This is a genomic window from Paenibacillus sp. NPDC056933 (genome assembly GCF_042674385.1).
Lineage (GTDB): Bacteria > Bacillota > Bacilli > Paenibacillales > Paenibacillaceae > Paenibacillus.
On record NZ_JBHUQN010000003.1, the window covers coordinates 244398 to 261887 of the forward strand.

General features: G+C 47.8%; 16 protein-coding genes. 11 read left to right on the top strand and 5 right to left on the bottom strand.

The window, feature by feature from the left end; genetic code table 11:
- Window positions 1–65: 65 nt before the first annotated feature.
- On the bottom strand, window positions 66–1343 hold the full coding sequence (locus ACFTRD_RS21340; RefSeq protein WP_379383515.1) for a VWA domain-containing protein: 1278 nt from the start codon (window positions 1341–1343) through the stop codon (window positions 66–68).
- Window positions 1344–1511: 168 nt separating this feature from the next.
- The gene (locus ACFTRD_RS21345) at window positions 1512–1988 is read right to left on the bottom strand and encodes a DUF4385 domain-containing protein (protein ID WP_379383517.1); all 477 of its coding nucleotides are present in this window, start codon (window positions 1986–1988) and stop codon (window positions 1512–1514) included.
- Window positions 1989–2104: 116 nt separating this feature from the next.
- Between ACFTRD_RS21345 and ACFTRD_RS21350 the strand changes: the two genes are divergently transcribed.
- From ACFTRD_RS21350 to ACFTRD_RS21360, 3 genes are all read left to right on the top strand, one after another.
- Window positions 2105–2572, top strand: a complete 468-nt coding sequence (locus ACFTRD_RS21350; RefSeq protein ID WP_379383519.1) for a YfbM family protein — start codon at window positions 2105–2107, stop codon at window positions 2570–2572.
- 97 nt (window positions 2573–2669) lie between these two features.
- Window positions 2670–2807 (top strand): hypothetical protein, encoded by a 138-nt coding sequence (locus tag ACFTRD_RS21355; RefSeq protein ID WP_379383521.1) that lies wholly within the window; start codon window positions 2670–2672, stop codon window positions 2805–2807.
- Window positions 2808–3018: 211 nt separating this feature from the next.
- Window positions 3019–4524 carry a copper amine oxidase N-terminal domain-containing protein gene (locus tag ACFTRD_RS21360; RefSeq protein ID WP_379383523.1) on the top strand — a complete coding sequence of 502 codons (1506 nt, stop codon included), beginning with the start codon at window positions 3019–3021 and terminating at the stop codon, window positions 4522–4524.
- Between the two features lie 169 nt (window positions 4525–4693).
- Here ACFTRD_RS21360 and ACFTRD_RS21365 read toward each other — a convergent pair whose 3' ends face one another.
- The 3 genes from ACFTRD_RS21365 to pdxR are packed head-to-tail and all read right to left on the bottom strand — an operon-like array spanning window position 4694 to window position 7532.
- The gene (locus tag ACFTRD_RS21365) at window positions 4694–5152 is read right to left on the bottom strand and encodes a GNAT family N-acetyltransferase (protein WP_379383525.1); all 459 of its coding nucleotides are present in this window, start codon (window positions 5150–5152) and stop codon (window positions 4694–4696) included.
- Window positions 5149–6069: a D-alanine--D-alanine ligase gene (locus ACFTRD_RS21370; protein WP_379383527.1), complete on the bottom strand. Its 921-nt coding sequence runs from the start codon at window positions 6067–6069 to the stop codon at window positions 5149–5151. The genes ACFTRD_RS21365 and ACFTRD_RS21370 overlap by 4 nt, the downstream gene beginning before the upstream one ends.
- Window positions 6070–6080: 11 nt before the next feature.
- Complete coding sequence (pdxR, locus tag ACFTRD_RS21375; RefSeq protein ID WP_379383529.1) at window positions 6081–7532, bottom strand: MocR-like pyridoxine biosynthesis transcription factor PdxR; 1452 nt, start codon at window positions 7530–7532, stop codon at window positions 6081–6083.
- 673 nt (window positions 7533–8205) lie between these two features.
- On the opposite strand from pdxR, the gene ACFTRD_RS21380 reads away from it, so the two are divergent.
- The 8 genes from ACFTRD_RS21380 (at window position 8206) to ACFTRD_RS21415 (ending at window position 17472) form a co-directional block, all read left to right on the top strand.
- The gene (locus ACFTRD_RS21380) at window positions 8206–8562 is read left to right on the top strand and encodes a nucleotide excision repair endonuclease (RefSeq protein WP_379383531.1); all 357 of its coding nucleotides are present in this window, start codon (window positions 8206–8208) and stop codon (window positions 8560–8562) included.
- A gap of 261 nt (window positions 8563–8823) precedes the next feature.
- The gene (locus ACFTRD_RS21385; protein WP_379383533.1) at window positions 8824–9573 is read left to right on the top strand and encodes a Bax inhibitor-1/YccA family protein; all 750 of its coding nucleotides are present in this window, start codon (window positions 8824–8826) and stop codon (window positions 9571–9573) included.
- 267 nt (window positions 9574–9840) lie between these two features.
- Window positions 9841–11058, top strand: a complete 1218-nt coding sequence (locus ACFTRD_RS21390) for an ABC transporter substrate-binding protein (protein ID WP_379383535.1) — start codon at window positions 9841–9843, stop codon at window positions 11056–11058.
- Between the two features lie 49 nt (window positions 11059–11107).
- The gene (locus ACFTRD_RS21395) at window positions 11108–12154 is read left to right on the top strand and encodes an ABC transporter substrate-binding protein (RefSeq protein WP_379383537.1); all 1047 of its coding nucleotides are present in this window, start codon (window positions 11108–11110) and stop codon (window positions 12152–12154) included.
- A gap of 616 nt (window positions 12155–12770) precedes the next feature.
- The gene (locus ACFTRD_RS21400) at window positions 12771–13631 is read left to right on the top strand and encodes an alpha/beta hydrolase (RefSeq protein WP_379383539.1); all 861 of its coding nucleotides are present in this window, start codon (window positions 12771–12773) and stop codon (window positions 13629–13631) included.
- Between the two features lie 80 nt (window positions 13632–13711).
- Complete coding sequence (locus tag ACFTRD_RS21405; protein WP_379383541.1) at window positions 13712–14497, top strand: 2,3-dihydro-2,3-dihydroxybenzoate dehydrogenase; 786 nt, start codon at window positions 13712–13714, stop codon at window positions 14495–14497.
- A gap of 23 nt (window positions 14498–14520) precedes the next feature.
- Window positions 14521–15855 carry an isochorismate synthase DhbC gene (gene dhbC, locus ACFTRD_RS21410; protein ID WP_379383543.1) on the top strand — a complete coding sequence of 445 codons (1335 nt, stop codon included), beginning with the start codon at window positions 14521–14523 and terminating at the stop codon, window positions 15853–15855.
- Between the two features lie 3 nt (window positions 15856–15858).
- A complete protein-coding gene (locus tag ACFTRD_RS21415; protein ID WP_379383545.1) occupies window positions 15859–17472 on the top strand; it encodes a (2,3-dihydroxybenzoyl)adenylate synthase in 1614 nt (537 codons plus the stop codon).
- Window positions 17473–17490 lie beyond the last annotated feature (18 nt).

Below are 17490 nucleotides of genomic sequence, written 5' to 3' on the forward strand. Positions count from 1 at the left end.
GGCAGCGTCTTTAATAACGAAGAGAAATTTGATTGAATATATGACTTGCTTAGCAAACGAGCTGTTTAGGCGAGAATACCTTTGGATCGTGCTTCCTTGATCCAATCTGGAAACTCACTAAGAAGCCGATCATATAATTCTTCATCACTGATCTTGGATATATCGTCCAGAGCAAAAAAGTTAGCGTTATCAATAAAGCGTCCGGACATGTCATCGAGCTTTTCAAGGATTCCGTAATAGGACCTGCCTAGGCCAACAAATTGCCAGAACAGATTTTTGTTAGAGCTTTCGGTAATGAGCTGTGTAATTTTACGTTCTTTATCCACGCCTCCATCGCTAAAAAAGATAATGTAGGTTGGGATATTTGCATTAGGCTCCTCCTTTGTATACTTACGAATGACATTTTCCATGACCTTGGGTTCATTGTTTCCGAAGCCCTTGCTTCCGAGAGTATACGTACGATCAATGTAATACCGGTAATCCTCGGCTGTTACACTCGGCGCTCGCATAAAATCATCAGCAAAGAACCAGACATCCAACTCGCCATTGTCATCAAACGCTGCGGCAATCGCCAATATACGTTCAAAAGATTCTTGCACTATACCTCTACGGTATAAATGAAACATGGAACCTGAAGCGTCAAATACCACGGCTACACGTGCCTTTATAGGAGCGACCTTTTTCTTTTCCAGAGATAATGTAACTTTACGCTTAAGCAGATCTATTTTCGTCAAATTCAGGGGTGCAGGTTTCTTTTCTGGTGCAGGAGCAGGTGCTGTTGACTCTACGGATGCGGCTGATTCAGACTTGGCGTCACTATCACTTTCAATTTCGACTCCAAACGACTCGGCAAGTGGTTGCAGACCTCCAAAGAATCCGCGTCCGATGGCGCGAACCTTAAATCCGTCGCGATGCTTATAGATTTCTATAAAAATTAGTGCTGTTTCAGCCGTGGCTTGGGTAATTTCGTATGTAATTTGTTGTGAACCTGCTCTTACAATCGCTTGGCATTTCTGAACATTTGCGAAGGTTCCTCCCGCGTCAAGTGTAGCAGTAAAGACACATTTTTCTACAGGTGCTTGGCTTAGCTTGCTGGTATCCAGCACGAAGGATGACTTGAGATCTTCTGCATGTTGAAGAACAACGCTCTGGTGAGGATCACTATTCTGATTATAAAAAACAAAATAATCGTCCGAGGGTACTCGTCCCCCTTCGTTAACCATAAAACAGCTTGCATCCAGAGGGGAGGGTGCTGAAACACTTTGAATGGATACGTGAATCTGGGCTGCTTCATTAATGGTGGTATTTTGGCCTGTGTTTAGATGAATGATAGAATCCGCCATATTTCTGATTACCTCTTTTCTTCAAAGTCAATGTTAACTGTAGATCGTAACAAGCTAGATTTTGAGACAAATGTTACCGGAAGTCAACTAAATATTGACAGATTCAACAGATAATCTAATACCTCTAACTCAATTTCAAAATCAAGCAACTGCATAAATCAGGTATGTTCACCCATGTTCCTGCGTGTTCTCCGACTCATGCTTCTCCCGGTGCTCCTTCTTCATTCTCACATAATCCACATCCGTTTTGGCGATCTCCCATTGTGCTTTGAAAATGGCTGCCGCCTCTGCCTTCACTTTATCGTTCTGATAAGGCAGGATGGAGCCGTCCTCCTTCGAGTATTTGCGTCCACCTTTATGATTCGTATACCGCCTTGCCCGCGTATAGCCCATTTGCAGAAACTTGCGCGCCATATCCATACCGACAAAGTCATCCTTTTTCTTATACTCCAAAAATAGTTCATAGATCTTCTGCGAGGATTCTGTCGCAATTTCAGGTGTTTTGAACCGCCAGTGCGGTAAGATTTCGCTTTTGTAGGGCTCCACCATTAATACCCCTTGCTCTCCCCGGCCAACGGTATACAGCTCGGGTTGTTTGCGCAGATCAAGCTCATCGTAATTGAGGCTGTAATCAAACTTTTTCATGGATTCCGCTCCTCCTTGAAGATTATTATTCCTTTCCACCTCTTTACCCCGATTCTTGTTCCACATGCAAGGTTAATGGAAATGAAGAGAAGTACATACATAGGAGGGATACGGGTATGGGCATGTCCGGCAGATATCTTGTTGTGACCAAGGAATTAATTGAATCCATCAAATCAGGGGAAGTCAGTGTGCATGATTGTTCGGTCGATCTGGATATCGATAAAATGTGGCAGATGATTCAGTTTACATTGACTGGTGACATGGTGCACGGAGAGCCTCCTCTGGGCTATGTGGTCCCTATGGCAGGTGAACAATATATAGGCAATTATTCAGATATGGATCTGTTCCTCCTGACCAACGAACAGGTCCTTGAGGCGTACATGGCGTTAGAACAGCTGACACCTGAGGAATTGAGGAAACGGTTTAGCCTGGAGCAAATGGTGGCGGAGGGCGTGTATCCTGTCATGGAGGATTGGGATGCAGAGGAGACATTTCAGGAGATCGTTCAGACAATAAACGAAGTTCAGGCTTTATATCAGGCAACTGCTGCAAGCGGGAACGGCATTATTTTTTATATTTTCTAAGCTACCAACTTCGTCTGTTTAAGTGATCACCATTCCGGTTATGGATAGAAACGAGGGCATATTTGCCTAAACTCCGGTAGAAGAGAGGGAATACGATATGACACAGGACCAGAATGAAGAAAACAAGGCCATTCAGGACGACGAACCGGATCAATTCGAGTCCCCTGCAAGCTCCGATGGCGAAGAAGCGGATGAGAACAGCGACAGCGAGGCAGAGGGCAAAGAACAAGAGTAAACCTACTGTTGATGATTGCATCAAGCATAGTGCGATTGAACCCAATGGCGATACATGTTGAAAAATAACGTCAATCAGAGGTCGGACAGCTGTCCGGCCTTTTTTTGGACTTTATTTGTCGATCCGGTTTACAACAATTACCTGTAACCCTCATAATAGGAGTGAACCACATTTTTCCTAAGGAGGAGATCGTATCAAAAATCACAAGCTATTGAAGTGGATTGCCGTACCACTCGTTTTAATGATGGTTGCGCTTACGGGATGTCAGGCCGTAGGTGGCGTAGATATTGGCAAAGCTGTTGCCAACAGTACAACCGTCAAATCCGGTGAATCCAAACAGTCCATGCATATAAAAGTTGAACCTGCAGCAAACCTCGTCGAAGAGGATGCGCTTCAAATGATCGAACTCATTAATTCCGTTTCATTGGATATTGAAGATGCCAAAGTGAAGGACTCCAGCACGGCGTCTATCAAAGGTACACTTAGTATGCAAGGAAAGAAATTGCCTTTCCATCTGTCGATGGATAAATCGGAAATGGTCATTGATGTAGACGGAGCGCAAAAGCCTCTATACATATCTTTGGCGGATAACACGCTTCCTATGCTAGATACGAAGGCGTTGGAGAAGCAGATCGAGGAGCTTTCCCCGAAACTGCTGAACTTTGCGCTGAAGCATTTGTCCAACCCGAAAAATATTTCGGTAACTCCGGTACAGGAATCGGTTAACGGTGAATCACTCAGCCTCTCCAAGCTGCATGTGGAGATCAGTGGGGAAGAGCTTCTTGCCATGGTTAAACCGTTTCTGACCAGTGTTGCTCAGGATGAACAAGGGCTCAAGGATCTGATTGGGGATCTGTATGATGTGTTCTACCCTATCCTCGTTACGATGAACACGGTTGATCCTGGCGACGGCAGTGCCTTGCCTTCTGTTATTAGCGAATCACGGGATGCTGAGGTTGCTTCATTGTACGAAATGATTAAGGGTGGTCTTGACGAGATTCTTGCCAATTACGACAAGGAACTAGCGAGCTTGTTGACCGAAACGCCTGAATTGAAGACGGTGTTCGGAACAGAGACCAAGCTCAAATTGGACTTTTATCTCGATAGCGCATTGAATATCCGTAAACAGAACTATGATTTCAAAGTAGCATTGCCTGCTTCTGAAGATCTGCCGATCAAATCGGTATCCGTATACGGTGACAGCGAACTGTGGAATATTGGCGGACCGGTGACTGTGGATACCGTCGACAAAACGGACGGTGCAATCGATCTGATGCAGGGAGATATCACGCCAGGTCAGATGCTGCGTAATTTTGATTCCAATTCACTGATGTATCAGCTGTTGAAAGATGAAGCGGGCATTACGCGTAAAAATGTCATGCTGTATCCGAACGACGAATCCTATGGCGCAATCACCGTTAAAAATACAACATTTGTTCCTCTGCGCTATCTGTCCGAGGAATTGGATGCTGAAGTAAAATGGACCAAAGGATCGGAGAAAATCGTTGTCATTGACGATATCACCGGCAATGAGATTGTCCTGACTGTAGGTTCCAAGAAGGCAACCGTTGCAGGCAAGGAAGTAACGATGGTTGAACCCGCCTATGTAGGCAAAAACGGCAAAACCTATGTTCCGCTGCGCTTCATGGCAGAATCTCTTGGGGCATCCGTAGATAACGAAAAAGAAACAGGCTGGATTTTCATCGACCGGCCATAATTAGTAGAAATCAGATGATTGTTCTGACAGTAAATTGTTAGGTACGTTATTGTTCGTTGCAAGCTAGATAACGCCCGTTTCCGGCCTTTGTGCTGGAAACGGGCGTTTTTGTGGTTACCCTGTAAAGAATAGTGAATTCCATCCGGAAGCCGTCATGATGTCATCAGCGTCAGTTATGTTGCAAAGCCTGAGGCTTTTTGCTAAACCCGGTACTTCCCGCAGTAAAGCCCATCTGTTGGTAAAATTTATGCGCAGCTTCACGATCCGGGCGATTGCCGCTGTTCAGGGACAAGGAATCTACACCATGAGTGGCTGCCCATTGCTCTGCTTCCAGAATAAGCTGACGACCAATGCCGGAGCTTCTGAACTGGTCATGCACGATAAGAGCCATAATACGGCAGTGTTTTCCGTTTTTTTCATACAGGTAAGATGTTTGTAACCCAATTAATCCAACGACACGGCCACGAACTTCGGCAACCAAAGTTGCAAAATTTGAATCCGCAGCGATGTGCGAATAACGCTCCTTCATCTCGGCATACGTGGTTGGGTAACCGAGTTGATCCATGAGAATGACCATATCCTGCAGATCTTCAGGGGAACTGTTACGGATCGATACATTTAGACTCATGATCGCGTTGCCTCCTTTTGACGTTCTTTTAACGAGAGATCAATGATGGAATCCAGCAAACTGGAAAATGAAATACCTGCTGCGGCTGCACTTTTGGGCAGCAGACTGTTTCGGGTAAGCCCCGGCAGCGTGTTCACCTCTAGCACGTATGGCATGCCATCTCTAATCATCATGTCTACGCGGGCATAGACACTGCATTTTAACACCCGGTAACAGGTGAGTGCAGCAGCTTCTACACGTTTGTGCAGGTCCGCAGGCAAATGGACGACCTGCTCTTCAGCGCCGCCATCATTATATTTGGAGGTGTAATCGAAAAACTCCGCATTTGAACGAATTGAGATTACAGGAAGCATCTGACCATCGAGAACGGCGCAGGTGATTTCCTCGCCATCGATATATTGTTCGATCATGACAACTTCGTCCCAAACAAGCGCCGCTTCTACAGCTGCATGAAGAGCCGAGGGTTCCTGCACGACTTGTGTTCCGATGCTGGAACCACCTGAATTGGGTTTTACCACCGCAGGATAGGTTAACTGCTGCACAGTGGCTGATGACAATTCATCCAAACTGCTCACCTGAAGCCATTCGCCGGTAGGCACGCCCGCATGCTGGATGAGACGTTTGGACATATCTTTGTCCATGCATACGCTGCTCGCGAGTACACCACAGCCTGTGTATGGAACGCCGAGCGACTCCAACGTGCCCTGTATGGTACCATCCTCCCCATACTTACCATGCAGAGCGAGCAGTGCGACATCCAGTCCCGCCGCTTTTTCAATGAGATCCCGTTTGCTGTTGATCTCCACCGGAATAACTTCATACTTCACTGTATCCAGATGGTTGATCATCTCCTGTCCGGTGAGCAGGGAAATATCCCGCTCCGAAGATGTGCCACCCATAATCACGCCAACTTTCATGTGTATCCTCCTCATCTCATTTGAGCAATGGTTTCGCCAATGATACGAATGCCTTTGCGAATGTTCTCATCGCTGACCCGGGAGAAGCCCAGACGCATCGTATGTTGTCCCTGCCCCGGTTCAAGATAAAAGGTATCGCCGGGCATAAAGGTAACGCCCTTTGCCTTGCAAGCGGTGAGCAGATCTCTCGTCCGGTATTCCGGTGGGAATTGTACGAACAGGTGAAGACCGCCTTCACCTGAAACCCGGCACATCGGCAGATGCTGCCGCAAGCAGCGAACGACCAGCTCATATTTACGCTTATATTCCGTACGGGCCCGCTTCAGATATTTCTCGAAATTGCCGTTGCTCAGATATTGATAGAGCAGGGACTGGTCCAGTGTCGAGGTATGAATGCTGCGCGCCCGTTTCATGCTTTCCAGATAATCAATCAATGCCGCATCCGCAATGACCCAACCTACGCGCAGGCCCGGAAACAGCACCTTGGAGAAGCTGCCCAGATACACCAGTCCATTCCCTTTGCCCGCACTGGCGATCAGGGGAGAGACGTGGGAGCCGGAATAGCGCAATTCCTCGTTAAAGCCGTCTTCAATAATCGGCACATGGTACTGGTTCATCAACCGAATAATCTCTGCCCGTTTGGCAGGTGACGTGACGATCCCGGTTGGATTGTGATAAGAGGGCACGAGATAGGCCAGATCATACGGGTTTGCTGCAAGTTCCCGTTCCAGCTGCCTCAGATTCAGACCATCTGGCTCCATATCGACACCGGTGAGCTGAAATTGATGAAGCCTCAGATTTTTGACCGCGGTATGATGTGTCGGGTTCTCACACAGGGCCCTGCCGCTTTTTTTGCGTAGTGCGCTCAGGACCAGATCGAAACCTTCCGTAAATCCATTAGTGATTAGAATATCTTTGCCGCTTAGGTCAACACCCTTATTTTCCATATAACGCAGCAGATACTTCATAAGAGGCCTGTAGCCTTGCGCATATCCGTAATTCAGCAGCACTTCGCCTTCAAGAGACATCCGATCAAGGAAGGCCCTTTTTACATTGTGCATGTCAAAAAGCTTCTCATCAGGTGCAATGCTGGTAAATGAAATCTGACCGCGCTCCGAGCCGGAGCCATGCTTCATCAGATCGTATTGCTCCGCCTGAATCGCGTAGTCGCTGACACGCTCGTTCCAGTCCAGCTGCCACCCGGATGAAGCCTCAGGCGTTTCAATAGTGGAGCTGACGTAGTTGCCTTTGCCTTTGACCGCGTAAATCAGACCTTCCTCTTCAAGTTCAGCATAGGCGAGCAGGACCGTGCTGCGGCTCACTTTCATAAGTGTGCTGAGTTCACGGGTGGAAGGAAGCTTTTGTTTGGCTTGCAGGCCGCCTTTGAGCATCAATCGCTTCATATAATCTTTGACTTGTATATATACAGGGCGGTCCTCCGTCAATTGCAGATCGGAATACATCCCATCACTCCCTCTTTTTGCAATCTTGCCATATTATAACCCCTGCAGAAAGAACCACGATACCTTTGTTTCCCTGCGGGAGTGGTTGGTTGTTTGCGCAAACGTAAAAAAGCCCAGGCATCATGCCGGGCTGGGGTGAAACGTGATCCGTCTTTTATAGTTCTGCTGCTATGACGTTCTAGGTGACGTTGCATGACTAATCTCTCTAGGATCGATAGCTATCTGTCCTTCTACGTGTGTCTATTTATTCTCGCGACTATAATTGCAGGCTTTCTAAGTGAATCCATTTCTACAATGATGCAGTTAAAATTCTAGGATCTTTCTTCGTTTGCTTGCTGCAAGGGTCGAATAGATGTTGAATCGTAAAGCTATAGGTCTGGGTTCTTGCTAACTGTACTCCTGTCGTGCGCGCGTAACAGAATACAGTATGAAAAAGATCATCAATCATAGGGTACAATAGACGGAAGTAGATATAAAGACATATGTCTTAGTGCCCAAATTCTTCCTCATACCCCTATAGTACCACTTTGAATCAGGGAAGTTAACCTTTTTTTTGAAATATTTGTCGTAATAGTTGAAAAAAGCGTGAATTGTGCGTCATATAGAATGAAATGGTGTCCTTATGGGATATATGATAGGATGTAAACCTATAGATAACGAGGAAGTGAGCCAATTGATTAATATTACTGTGCCAACACCAGATGTCACCATCACGAAGCAGGCAGACCCACAGCTTAGCCACATTTATGGATTCACTGATTTCCACCTGATTACAAGGGAAAAAGGTGGTATCTTTATGTTTTACAATGCCGCTGGTGAGTTGTTATTTGTCGGGAAAGCACGAAAATTAAGACCGCGCATCAAAAAGCATTTTGAAGATACCGTATCACCCATGAAGTCACACCGCGAGGAAGTAACCACCATTGAAGTGTGCATTATTGAAGATCCAGTCGATCGCGAAATTTACGAGACCTATATCATCAACACGATGCGTGCGAAATACAATGTAGACAAGGTGCTGTACAAATAGGTATCTCGAATATAGCTCAAGAGCGATAAGAATCAGAATCAAATGATGGAATGTGCAGAATAAAGTGTAAAAGTATTCTTCGCAACGTTTGGGACATATAGCCTATACCTTGCGTCAACAGACAAGGATGTGATCTGCGGATTGCATCCCACGTCTGCTTAGAAGCATTAGATTTTTTCAATATGTAATTCGTAAATGGGCAATGTAGAACGTAGAGATGGTAGTACAGGATGAACCAAATACATAGAAGAGGTGATTGTTTTGATCGGACGTAGCGGTAACCCAACACTCAAAGATAGTACATTTGAAAACTCCAGCGGGTATGGAGATGATCGGTATCAAAGTAACATGACGATCAACGGTACGGTAAACAAGGCGTTTATTACGCTGATCATCCTGCTGGGCAGTGCATTTGCAACCTGGATGATGTTTTTCAATGGACAGGAAGTGCTTCCTCTCGCATACGGTGGGGCAATCGCCGGATTTATCCTCGCATTGATTATTTCGTTCAAGCCTGTTGCGGCGCCTTACCTTGTACCGATCTATGCGGTCGCAGAAGGGCTGTTTCTGGGTGCGCTCTCAGCTACGTATGAGTCGTTGTACAATGGCATTACGTTGCAGGCTGCTTTACTGACCATGGCAGTATTCATCGCGCTGCTGACGGCATACAAGACAAGACTGATCAAAGCTACGGAGAACTTCAAGCTGGGTGTTGTAGCTGCAACCGGGGGCATCATGATTATGTATCTCCTGAGTTTTGTACTTGGTTTCTTCGGTATTACCGTTCCTTATCTGCATGATAATAGCCTGATCGGAATTGGCATTTCTGTCGTAATCGTCATTGTGGCCGCGTTGAATCTGGTGCTTGATTTTGATTTTATTGAAAGTGGTGCCGACAACGGTGCTCCGAAATATATGGAGTGGTACGGTGCATTCGGATTAATGGTTACGTTGGTATGGTTATATATTGAAATCATTCGTCTGCTTGGCAAGCTGCGGAGCCGGGATTAATTCACTTCAACTTTTCAAATCCAATCATGCAATTCATCATCAAAAGCTAACTCGTGCTCAAGCATGCAGTTAGCTTTTTCGGCGTTTATTGGATAGTCTTAACATCGGACTGTGTCCGTTTTTTCATATATGAATTGACTGAGTGGAAAAGAATGTGATATTTTAATTGATAATGATTATCATTTTCGTTAAGGCGATATAGTAACGGCTTTAATTCACTGTACATCTCATATCAAACCGATCAAGCAGATCGAAAGGAGTGGCCTTATGTTACTGGAAAATGATTCGCAGACCTCTGCGCACTTGCCCGTTACCGGCCGCAGTCCCAAGACGGATCTTGCCAAGGCAAAAGCATATATGGACGAGCACTACGACGAACCATTGTCTATTGCGGATCTCGCCCACAGAGCCAATATCAGTGCGAAATATTTCGTGGATCTCTTCAAGAAGACCTATGGACAGAGTGCAATGGAATATCTGACCGATCTTCGCATCAATCGGGCCAAACGATATCTGAAAGAAACAGGGTACAAACTCCGTGAAATCGCGCTGAGGGTAGGCTATAGCGATGAGTATTATTTTAGCCGCAAATTTAAAAAGGAAGTGGGCGTATCTCCTTCGGATTATGCCAAAAATGCGAGAAAACGCATCGCCACCTGCTCCTCCAGCATCATTGGACAGCTATTGGCGCTTAATGTCATGCCTGTCGCTGCGCCGATTGATCCCAAATGGACCGCTTATTATTATAACGCGCACCGTACAGAGATTCAGTCACACTTGAGACTGACAGACCCGTATACCAGCTTGCGATTTGAAGCCAACGTGGAACGACTGGTTCATATCCGGCCGGACGCTGTTGTGGGTACGGATCAGATCAGTGATCAGGATCAAGCCAAGCTGGCTGAGATTGCACCCTGCTGTTTTGTGCCGAAGTATCACTTGGATTGGCGTGCACAGTTACGCATGATTGCCGCTTTTCTGGAGAGGGAAGAACAGGCGGAACAATGGATCAGTGTATACAACCAACGAGTCCAGAAGGCGCGCGATTCCGTACAGCAGAAAGTGGGCCGGGAGAAGGTCATCGTTGTCCGAGTGTACGGGCAGCATCTATATCTATATCGTAATCCGGGTATTGAGGAGGTCTTGTACAATAATGGTTTACGGCTCGATACGTTCCCTGATGTTCAGGCCAACACGCCGTTAACATTGGAACAGCTGGCTTCGCTAAATCCGGATCGGATTCTCGTTATGGTGTGCCCTGAGGCAGCATCGCGGGCATACTGGCTCAGCTTACAACATTCGCCTGTGTGGCGTCAGCTTAAGGCAGTAAGGCAATATCAGATTCATCTGATTACAGGTGATCCCTGGTTTGATTACTCCGCCGTAGGCGTGATGCGTATGCTGGATGAAGCTCTGCTGATTTTCACGGGATATTGTCCAAATGTATATCTGGATAACGTCCATGGTGATTCCCGGGCAACATGACATATAATCCATCTATCTAAATGAGAATGTTTATCAAGGGGGATACGTCATGTTTCAGCAGAAAAAAAGTAACGGACAACGTTCCGTTCATCAACTTCGTAGTATCGGTTTCTCAGTCTTACTCATGCTGGTATTGATGACAGGTCTGTTGTCTGCCTGTGGTACCAAATCAGAAAATGCGGGAGAAGCACAGAAAGAGCAGCCAACAACGGAGGCATCGACCACGGCATCATCTGGAACGTCAGTGGCAGAAGATGCAAAGGAAGAAACTACAGGTGAACGAACGGTAAAAGATGACTTGGGACATGATGTACTCGTTCCTGAGCATACAGAGCGTGTCTTTGCACCATACCTGGAGGATTCTCTGCTGACACTTGGTGTCAAACCGGTAGCCCAATGGGCAAGCGGAACGCAAGGGCATGTGTATCTCCAGGATCAACTGAGCGGGATACCTACCCTCGATTTCTCCAGCGGATTGCCCTCTCCGGAAGCGCTGATGGCGTACAATCCGGATTTTATCATTTTACACACGGCCCAATATGCCGAAAACGGTGTATATGAGAGTTATTCCAAGATTGCACCCACCTATGTATTTACGAATGCTTCAGGTGATGTAGAGAAGTCTTTGCAGGTGATTGGTGATCTGCTGGGCAAAACGGCTGAGGCCGAAAAAGCCATTGAGACGTACCATGCAAAGGTCGATGACGCAAAAGCCAAGCTGGCAAAAGTGACTGAGGGCAAGAAAGCAGCCATTATTCGTTTTGCTCCTCGGGGTATTAGTATGATGGGCGGCAACTACTTTAGTGGTTACGTAGTATATCAGCAGTTAGGGCTTGGCAAGCCTGCACTGGTGCAAACCGAGAACAGCGCAACGGTGTCTACTGAGGTGTTGCCTGAGATTGATGCCGACTTTATTTTTACGGTGGAACAAGGTCCCGGCAGCATGAAAGAACTGACGGATACCAAAGTCTGGAATAGCATGCCTGCGGTTAAAGCAGGACATGTATACGCTGTGGAGCCAGCTCCGTGGCTGGGTGGTGGATTGATCGCTTATGGTCATGTCATTGACGATACGTTGAAGGCGTTAACGCAATAACCCAGGAATTTTATTAATGAATTGATCTTCCATATGACATGAGAAGTACAGCTCCCCGCGGAGCACCCGAAACCGGACATGATTCCAGCGTTTCAGGTATGCCGTGAGGGAGTTCTTTTGTTTTTACGAGCAACCAAGTCGGTTACATCAGTATGTTGCATAATTCGATTTTTATCGCTCACGGGTACAAGATATAGATGAATAGAATCATTTCGATCTATATCTTGCTGATTGGAAGACGCTCTGGGGATTTATGCAAAATGCTCACATAAATATGGAAATATGGAGATAATCAAAATCATTTCTGGATATCGTCCATGGGACAGCCGGATCGACTCTCTTATAATTGGTAATGAGAATCAATCTCATACATTTCAATAATATTATTAAACATAACAGTATAAGTTGAGTTTATGAACTACACAGAAACGGAGAAGTCAGAAAAAACCTGGAGAAGCGGAGCGTTCGCCTTTATCTCCGGATTTCTCCCTGTATAAAGAGGGGATAGAGGAAATCTGGAGATAACAGCGATTGGAAGGTTATTCTGACGGCGGAGTGTATGTGTAGTTCAGTGTTCAACTTATATACGCAGAACAACGAGGAGGAACCATCCGTAATGACGTTTCAGCCCAATCAACCCGCATCTGACATCCTTGAACATATCGCACGCAGTACCATACAGATTCCACGCGCCGAACAATGGACCGTGAAATCCCGCAACGGCAATCATGCCTATCAGATCATGGTGTTCCAACCGGCAGAAGCGCCACCGCCTTCGGGATATCCGGTGATCTATCTGCTGGATGCCAACTCTGTGTTCGGAACGATGGTGGAAGCCGTTCGTGTACAGGGACGCAGACCGGAGAAGACCGGAGCACTTCCGGCCATTGTTGTTGGCATTGGATATCCAACGTCAGGCCCTTTTTCGCCGCACCGATACTATGACTTTACCCCGCAGGCCACTACGGAATATACCCGGAAGTCGGATGGAACCCCTTTGCCGGAACAGGGCGGGGCCGATGAGTTCTTGCAGTTTATTGAGGAGGAGCTGAAACCGGATATTGAACAACAGTTCCGGATCGACCGGAGCAGACAGGCCATATTTGGACATTCGCTTGGTGGATTGTTCGTGCTGCATACCTTGTTCAAGAAACCGGAAGCTTTTCACTATTACATTGCAGGCAGCCCTTCGCTTCACTGGAACCAGAACGTCATGCAGGCGGAAGAACAGGAATTTGTCGCACGGCTGGAACAGCATCCCGTCAACGTTAAAGTGTGGATTGGTATGGGTGAACAGGAGAAGACGCATCCTGCCCGCAACAATGATAAGGCGTCGAGTCTTACGGAACGGTTATCTGCGCTGAAGCAGCCGGGTCTGGACATTAAATATACGGAGTTCGAGGAAGAGAATCATGTCTCGGTATTACCGTTTCTGATTAGTCGTACGATGCGCTTTGCATGTAGCCCGGAGTCGTAGGAGGTAGAGGCAACCGCATTTCTCAATCAGAGAAATAGGGAGAGTGGGCGAGAGAGCAGCAATGCAAGGGAGGAACAGGAGTGAGTTACACAGGAATTGATGGAAAAGTGGCTGTAGTCACTGGTGCTGCGCAAGGGATCGGTCAATCCGTGGCAAGATTGTTTGCCGAGCAGGGCGCTATTGTTGCGGCTGTCGACATACGCGAGGATCAGTTAAATCAGCTGGTCACAGATCTGCGAAATCAGGGCCATCAGGCAACAGCCTGTCCTGTGGATATATCGGATCACCAAGCCGTCGAAGCAGTCGTTCAACTAATTGAGGAAACCGTGGGCCCCATTGGCATTCTGGTGAATGCAGCAGGGGTACTATACACGGGGGCAGTGAGTGAACTTCGTGATGAGGAATGGACAAAGACCTTTGATGTGAACACGCATGGCGTATTTTACATGTCACGTGCAGTGGTACGAAACATGGCCGAACGTCAATCGGGGGCGATCGTCACAGTTGGTTCAAATGCTTCGGGCGTACCCCGGATGCATATGTCTGCCTACGCAGCGTCCAAAGCGGCTTCGACCATCTTCACTAAATGCCTGGCGCTGGAGTACGCCTCACAGCATATTCGCTGCAATATTGTGTCCCCAGGCTCGACGGATACTGCCATGCAGCGAGCATTATGGCAGGACGAGCAGGGAGCTCAGGAGGTTATCGCTGGTTCCCAAGAGGATTACCGTCTGGGCATACCGCTAAACCGTCTGGCCCTGCCATCGGATATCGCGGATAGTGTGCTGTTTATGGTATCGGATCAGGCCAGACATATTACGATGCATGACTTGTGTGTGGATGGAGGCGCCACGCTGGGTGCCTGAATCAAGATAAGGAGATGATAATCATGTCAAAAGCGGGTACCGTTGCTACAGCTTCCGCCTTACACCTTCTGGATCAATATCGGGAGGGGACGTCCTTTTTCTGGTCTTCGCCGCAACATACCTTGCTGGCTCAAGGGGAACGAATTCGATGGTCTGATGTAAATGTTACAGATGAAAACAACCCAAATTCTTATGCTGCAATTGATATTAGTGAACAAAAGCGTGGCGAAGAAACGCATCTCTTCATTGATCGAATAGAAAAGCTTATGGATGAGGCCAGACGTGCAGGGCAAACCAAACCCATGGTGGTCGGGGCCATTCCATTCGATCCGCTTGATTCTTCTGCCGAGCTATTTGTGCCAGAGACGGTGCAATGGGCTGAACCGCTATCCCCGGACTCCAGAGCAATGGTGGAAAAACGTCCAGTTGCATTGGGTTGTGTGGTGCGTGAAGAACCTGTTGGAGCGGAATTCAAGCAAAGCGTAAACAACGTTTTGGTTGATCTGAACCTAGGGAATCTGAACAAAGTTGTTCTATCCCGTTCTCTGCAGGTAACTTCACAGAGCTTCGTGGACACGCATCAATTACTCCGTAATTTGTTCAGGGATAACACACATGGGTATACATTTGCCGTTCCGATGACGAATCTCCCTTCTTCAAAAAGTAATATAACAACGGATAAACGTGCCAATGTTGAGGTGGGGAAAGAAACCCATCGGACTTATATCGGGGCAAGTCCCGAATTGCTGGTTACCCGAAAAGGGTCCAAAGTCAGAGCCAATCCACTTGCCGGGTCTGCTGCCCGGAGTGAAGATCCGGCTGAGGACCGCCGCCGCGCAGAAGCGCTGCTGGCTTCAGCCAAAGATCGCCATGAACATGCAGTAGTCATTGAGGCCGTTGCAGAGGCACTGCATCCACTGTGCAAACACCTAACGATTCCGACAGAGCCTTCTCTGATCCAGACACGGACCATGTGGCACTTATCTACGGAAATTCACGGGGAGCTTGCCGACATGAATACATCGTCCTTGGAACTGGCCTTTGCGCTTCATCCTACACCTGCAATTTGCGGCACGCCTGTCCAGACCGCCCGGGAAACCATCCGAGAGCAGGAACCGTTCGAACGTGGGCTATTTACCGGCATGGTGGGCTGGTGTGACAGTGACGGTGACGGCGAGTGGGCCGTAACGATCCGATGTGCAGAGGTGGAGGGCAAGACCCTTAAACTATTCGCTGGAGCGGGTATTGTTGCAGGTTCCACAGCAGAAGCGGAGCTGGCAGAGACCTCAGCGAAGTTCAGAACGATGCTGCTTGCCATGGGCTTGAATTCATCTGTGTCCAGTATGAAGGAGGCATGAGTGATGCTATCAGGATTTCAGGCCTGGCCTGAAGAAGTTGCAAAGCGTTATCGTCAGGAAGGCTGCTGGGAAGGCATTACGTTTGGAGAAATGCTACGCCAGCGCGCGGATCTATATGGCAATCGGGTAGCCGTTATCAGCGGCGAACAACAATTAACCTATGCGGAGCTGAACGAACGGGTGGATCGTCTGGCTTCTGGCTTATATGCAAAGGGAATACGACAGCATGATCGAGTTATTATCCAGCTGCCCAATATCACGGCGTTTATCGAGGTGTGTTTCGCTTTATTCCGCATTGGTGCACTGCCTGTATACGCACTACCTTTGCATCGGAAGAGCGAAATCATGTATTTTGCCCGGTTCTCTGAGGCCGCAGCATACGTCATTCCTGATCAGGACGGAGGGTTTGACTACCGAACACTGGCAGAAGAGGTTCAGGCAGAGGTTCCGGGGCTTCGGCATGTATTCGTGGCGGGAGAAGCTGGACGGTTCACGGCCCTGGATGATATCTATGCACAACCAATCACACAAGCGGATCAGCCTGTTTCTTCTGACGTTGCTTTTCTGCAGTTGTCTGGCGGAAGTACCGGGCTGTCCAAAATGATCCCCCGCACCCATGATGACTACATCTACAGTTTGCGTAGAAGTGTGGAGGTCTGCCGGCTCAGCCCGGGGAGTGTTTATCTGGCCGTGCTGCCTATAGCACATAACTACCCGATGAGCTCACCAGGTTTTCTGGGTACGCTGTACGCGGGTGGAACGATTGTGCTGTCACGGGGATCAAGCCCGGATGAAGCTTTTCCACTCATTCTGCGCCATCAGGTGACTATCACGGCTCTAGTACCACCACTTGCGCTCATATGGTTGAACGCGGCGGCTACAAGGGGGATCAAATTCCCCTCACTTGAGGTTCTTCAGGTTGGTGGAGCCAAATTCAGCGCCGAGGTAGCTGCGCGTGTCCAACCTGTCCTTGGCTGCACCTTGCAGCAAGTGTTCGGCATGGCAGAAGGACTGGTGAACTACACCCGTCTGGATGACCCGATGCATGTCATAGTTAACACTCAGGGTAAGCCAATGTCTCCGTATGACGAAGTACGAATCGTGGATGACGAGGACATTGAAGTGGAACAGGGACAATCGGGACATTTACTGACGCGGGGACCATACACGATTCGTGGTTATTACAAGGCTGACGAACATAATGCCAGATCCTTTACCACGGAGGGCTTCTACCGTACGGGAGATATTGCCAGCCTTACGGCTGATGGATATCTCGTTGTGGAAGGACGGGCGAAGGATCAGATTAACCGTGGCGGCGATAAAGTGGCAGCCGAGGAAGTGGAAAATCATCTGCTGGCCCATCCTGCCGTACATGATGCGGCACTGGTATCCATGCCGGATGAATATTTGGGTGAGCGTTCCTGTGCGTTTATCGTGCCGAGCGGTGAGGTTCCGGCTGCTGCCGAGATCAAGTCTTTTCTGCGTAACCGGGGACTGGCGAGCTATAAGATCCCGGATCGGATTGAGTTTGTACAGTCTTTTCCCAAGACGCAAGTTGGCAAGGTCAGCAAAAAAGCGTTACGCGAGATGATTACCACCAAACAGCCCATCTCCTGATAGTGATTCCTTAACGAT

Excerpts from the sequence above, each read along its gene's own strand:
- ACFTRD_RS21340 (WP_379383515.1), bottom strand. The coding sequence starts at position 1,343 with ATGGCGGATTCTATCATTCATCTAAACACAGGCCAAAATACCACCATT.
- ACFTRD_RS21345 (WP_379383517.1), bottom strand. The coding sequence starts at position 1,988 with ATGAAAAAGTTTGATTACAGCCTCAATTACGATGAGCTTGATCTGCGC.
- ACFTRD_RS21395 (WP_379383537.1), top strand. The coding sequence starts at position 11,108 with ATGTTTCAGCAGAAAAAAAGTAACGGACAACGTTCCGTTCATCAACTT.
- ACFTRD_RS21370 (WP_379383527.1), bottom strand. The coding sequence starts at position 6,069 with ATGAAAGTTGGCGTGATTATGGGTGGCACATCTTCGGAGCGGGATATT.
- ACFTRD_RS21390 (WP_379383535.1), top strand. The coding sequence starts at position 9,841 with ATGTTACTGGAAAATGATTCGCAGACCTCTGCGCACTTGCCCGTTACC.
- ACFTRD_RS21400 (WP_379383539.1), top strand. The coding sequence starts at position 12,771 with ATGACGTTTCAGCCCAATCAACCCGCATCTGACATCCTTGAACATATC.
- ACFTRD_RS21350 (WP_379383519.1), top strand. The coding sequence starts at position 2,105 with ATGGGCATGTCCGGCAGATATCTTGTTGTGACCAAGGAATTAATTGAA.
- ACFTRD_RS21365 (WP_379383525.1), bottom strand. The coding sequence starts at position 5,152 with ATGAGTCTAAATGTATCGATCCGTAACAGTTCCCCTGAAGATCTGCAG.
- ACFTRD_RS21355 (WP_379383521.1), top strand. The coding sequence starts at position 2,670 with ATGACACAGGACCAGAATGAAGAAAACAAGGCCATTCAGGACGACGAA.
- ACFTRD_RS21415 (WP_379383545.1), top strand. The coding sequence starts at position 15,859 with ATGCTATCAGGATTTCAGGCCTGGCCTGAAGAAGTTGCAAAGCGTTAT.
- pdxR (WP_379383529.1), bottom strand. The coding sequence starts at position 7,532 with ATGTATTCCGATCTGCAATTGACGGAGGACCGCCCTGTATATATACAA.
- dhbC (WP_379383543.1), top strand. The coding sequence starts at position 14,521 with ATGTCAAAAGCGGGTACCGTTGCTACAGCTTCCGCCTTACACCTTCTG.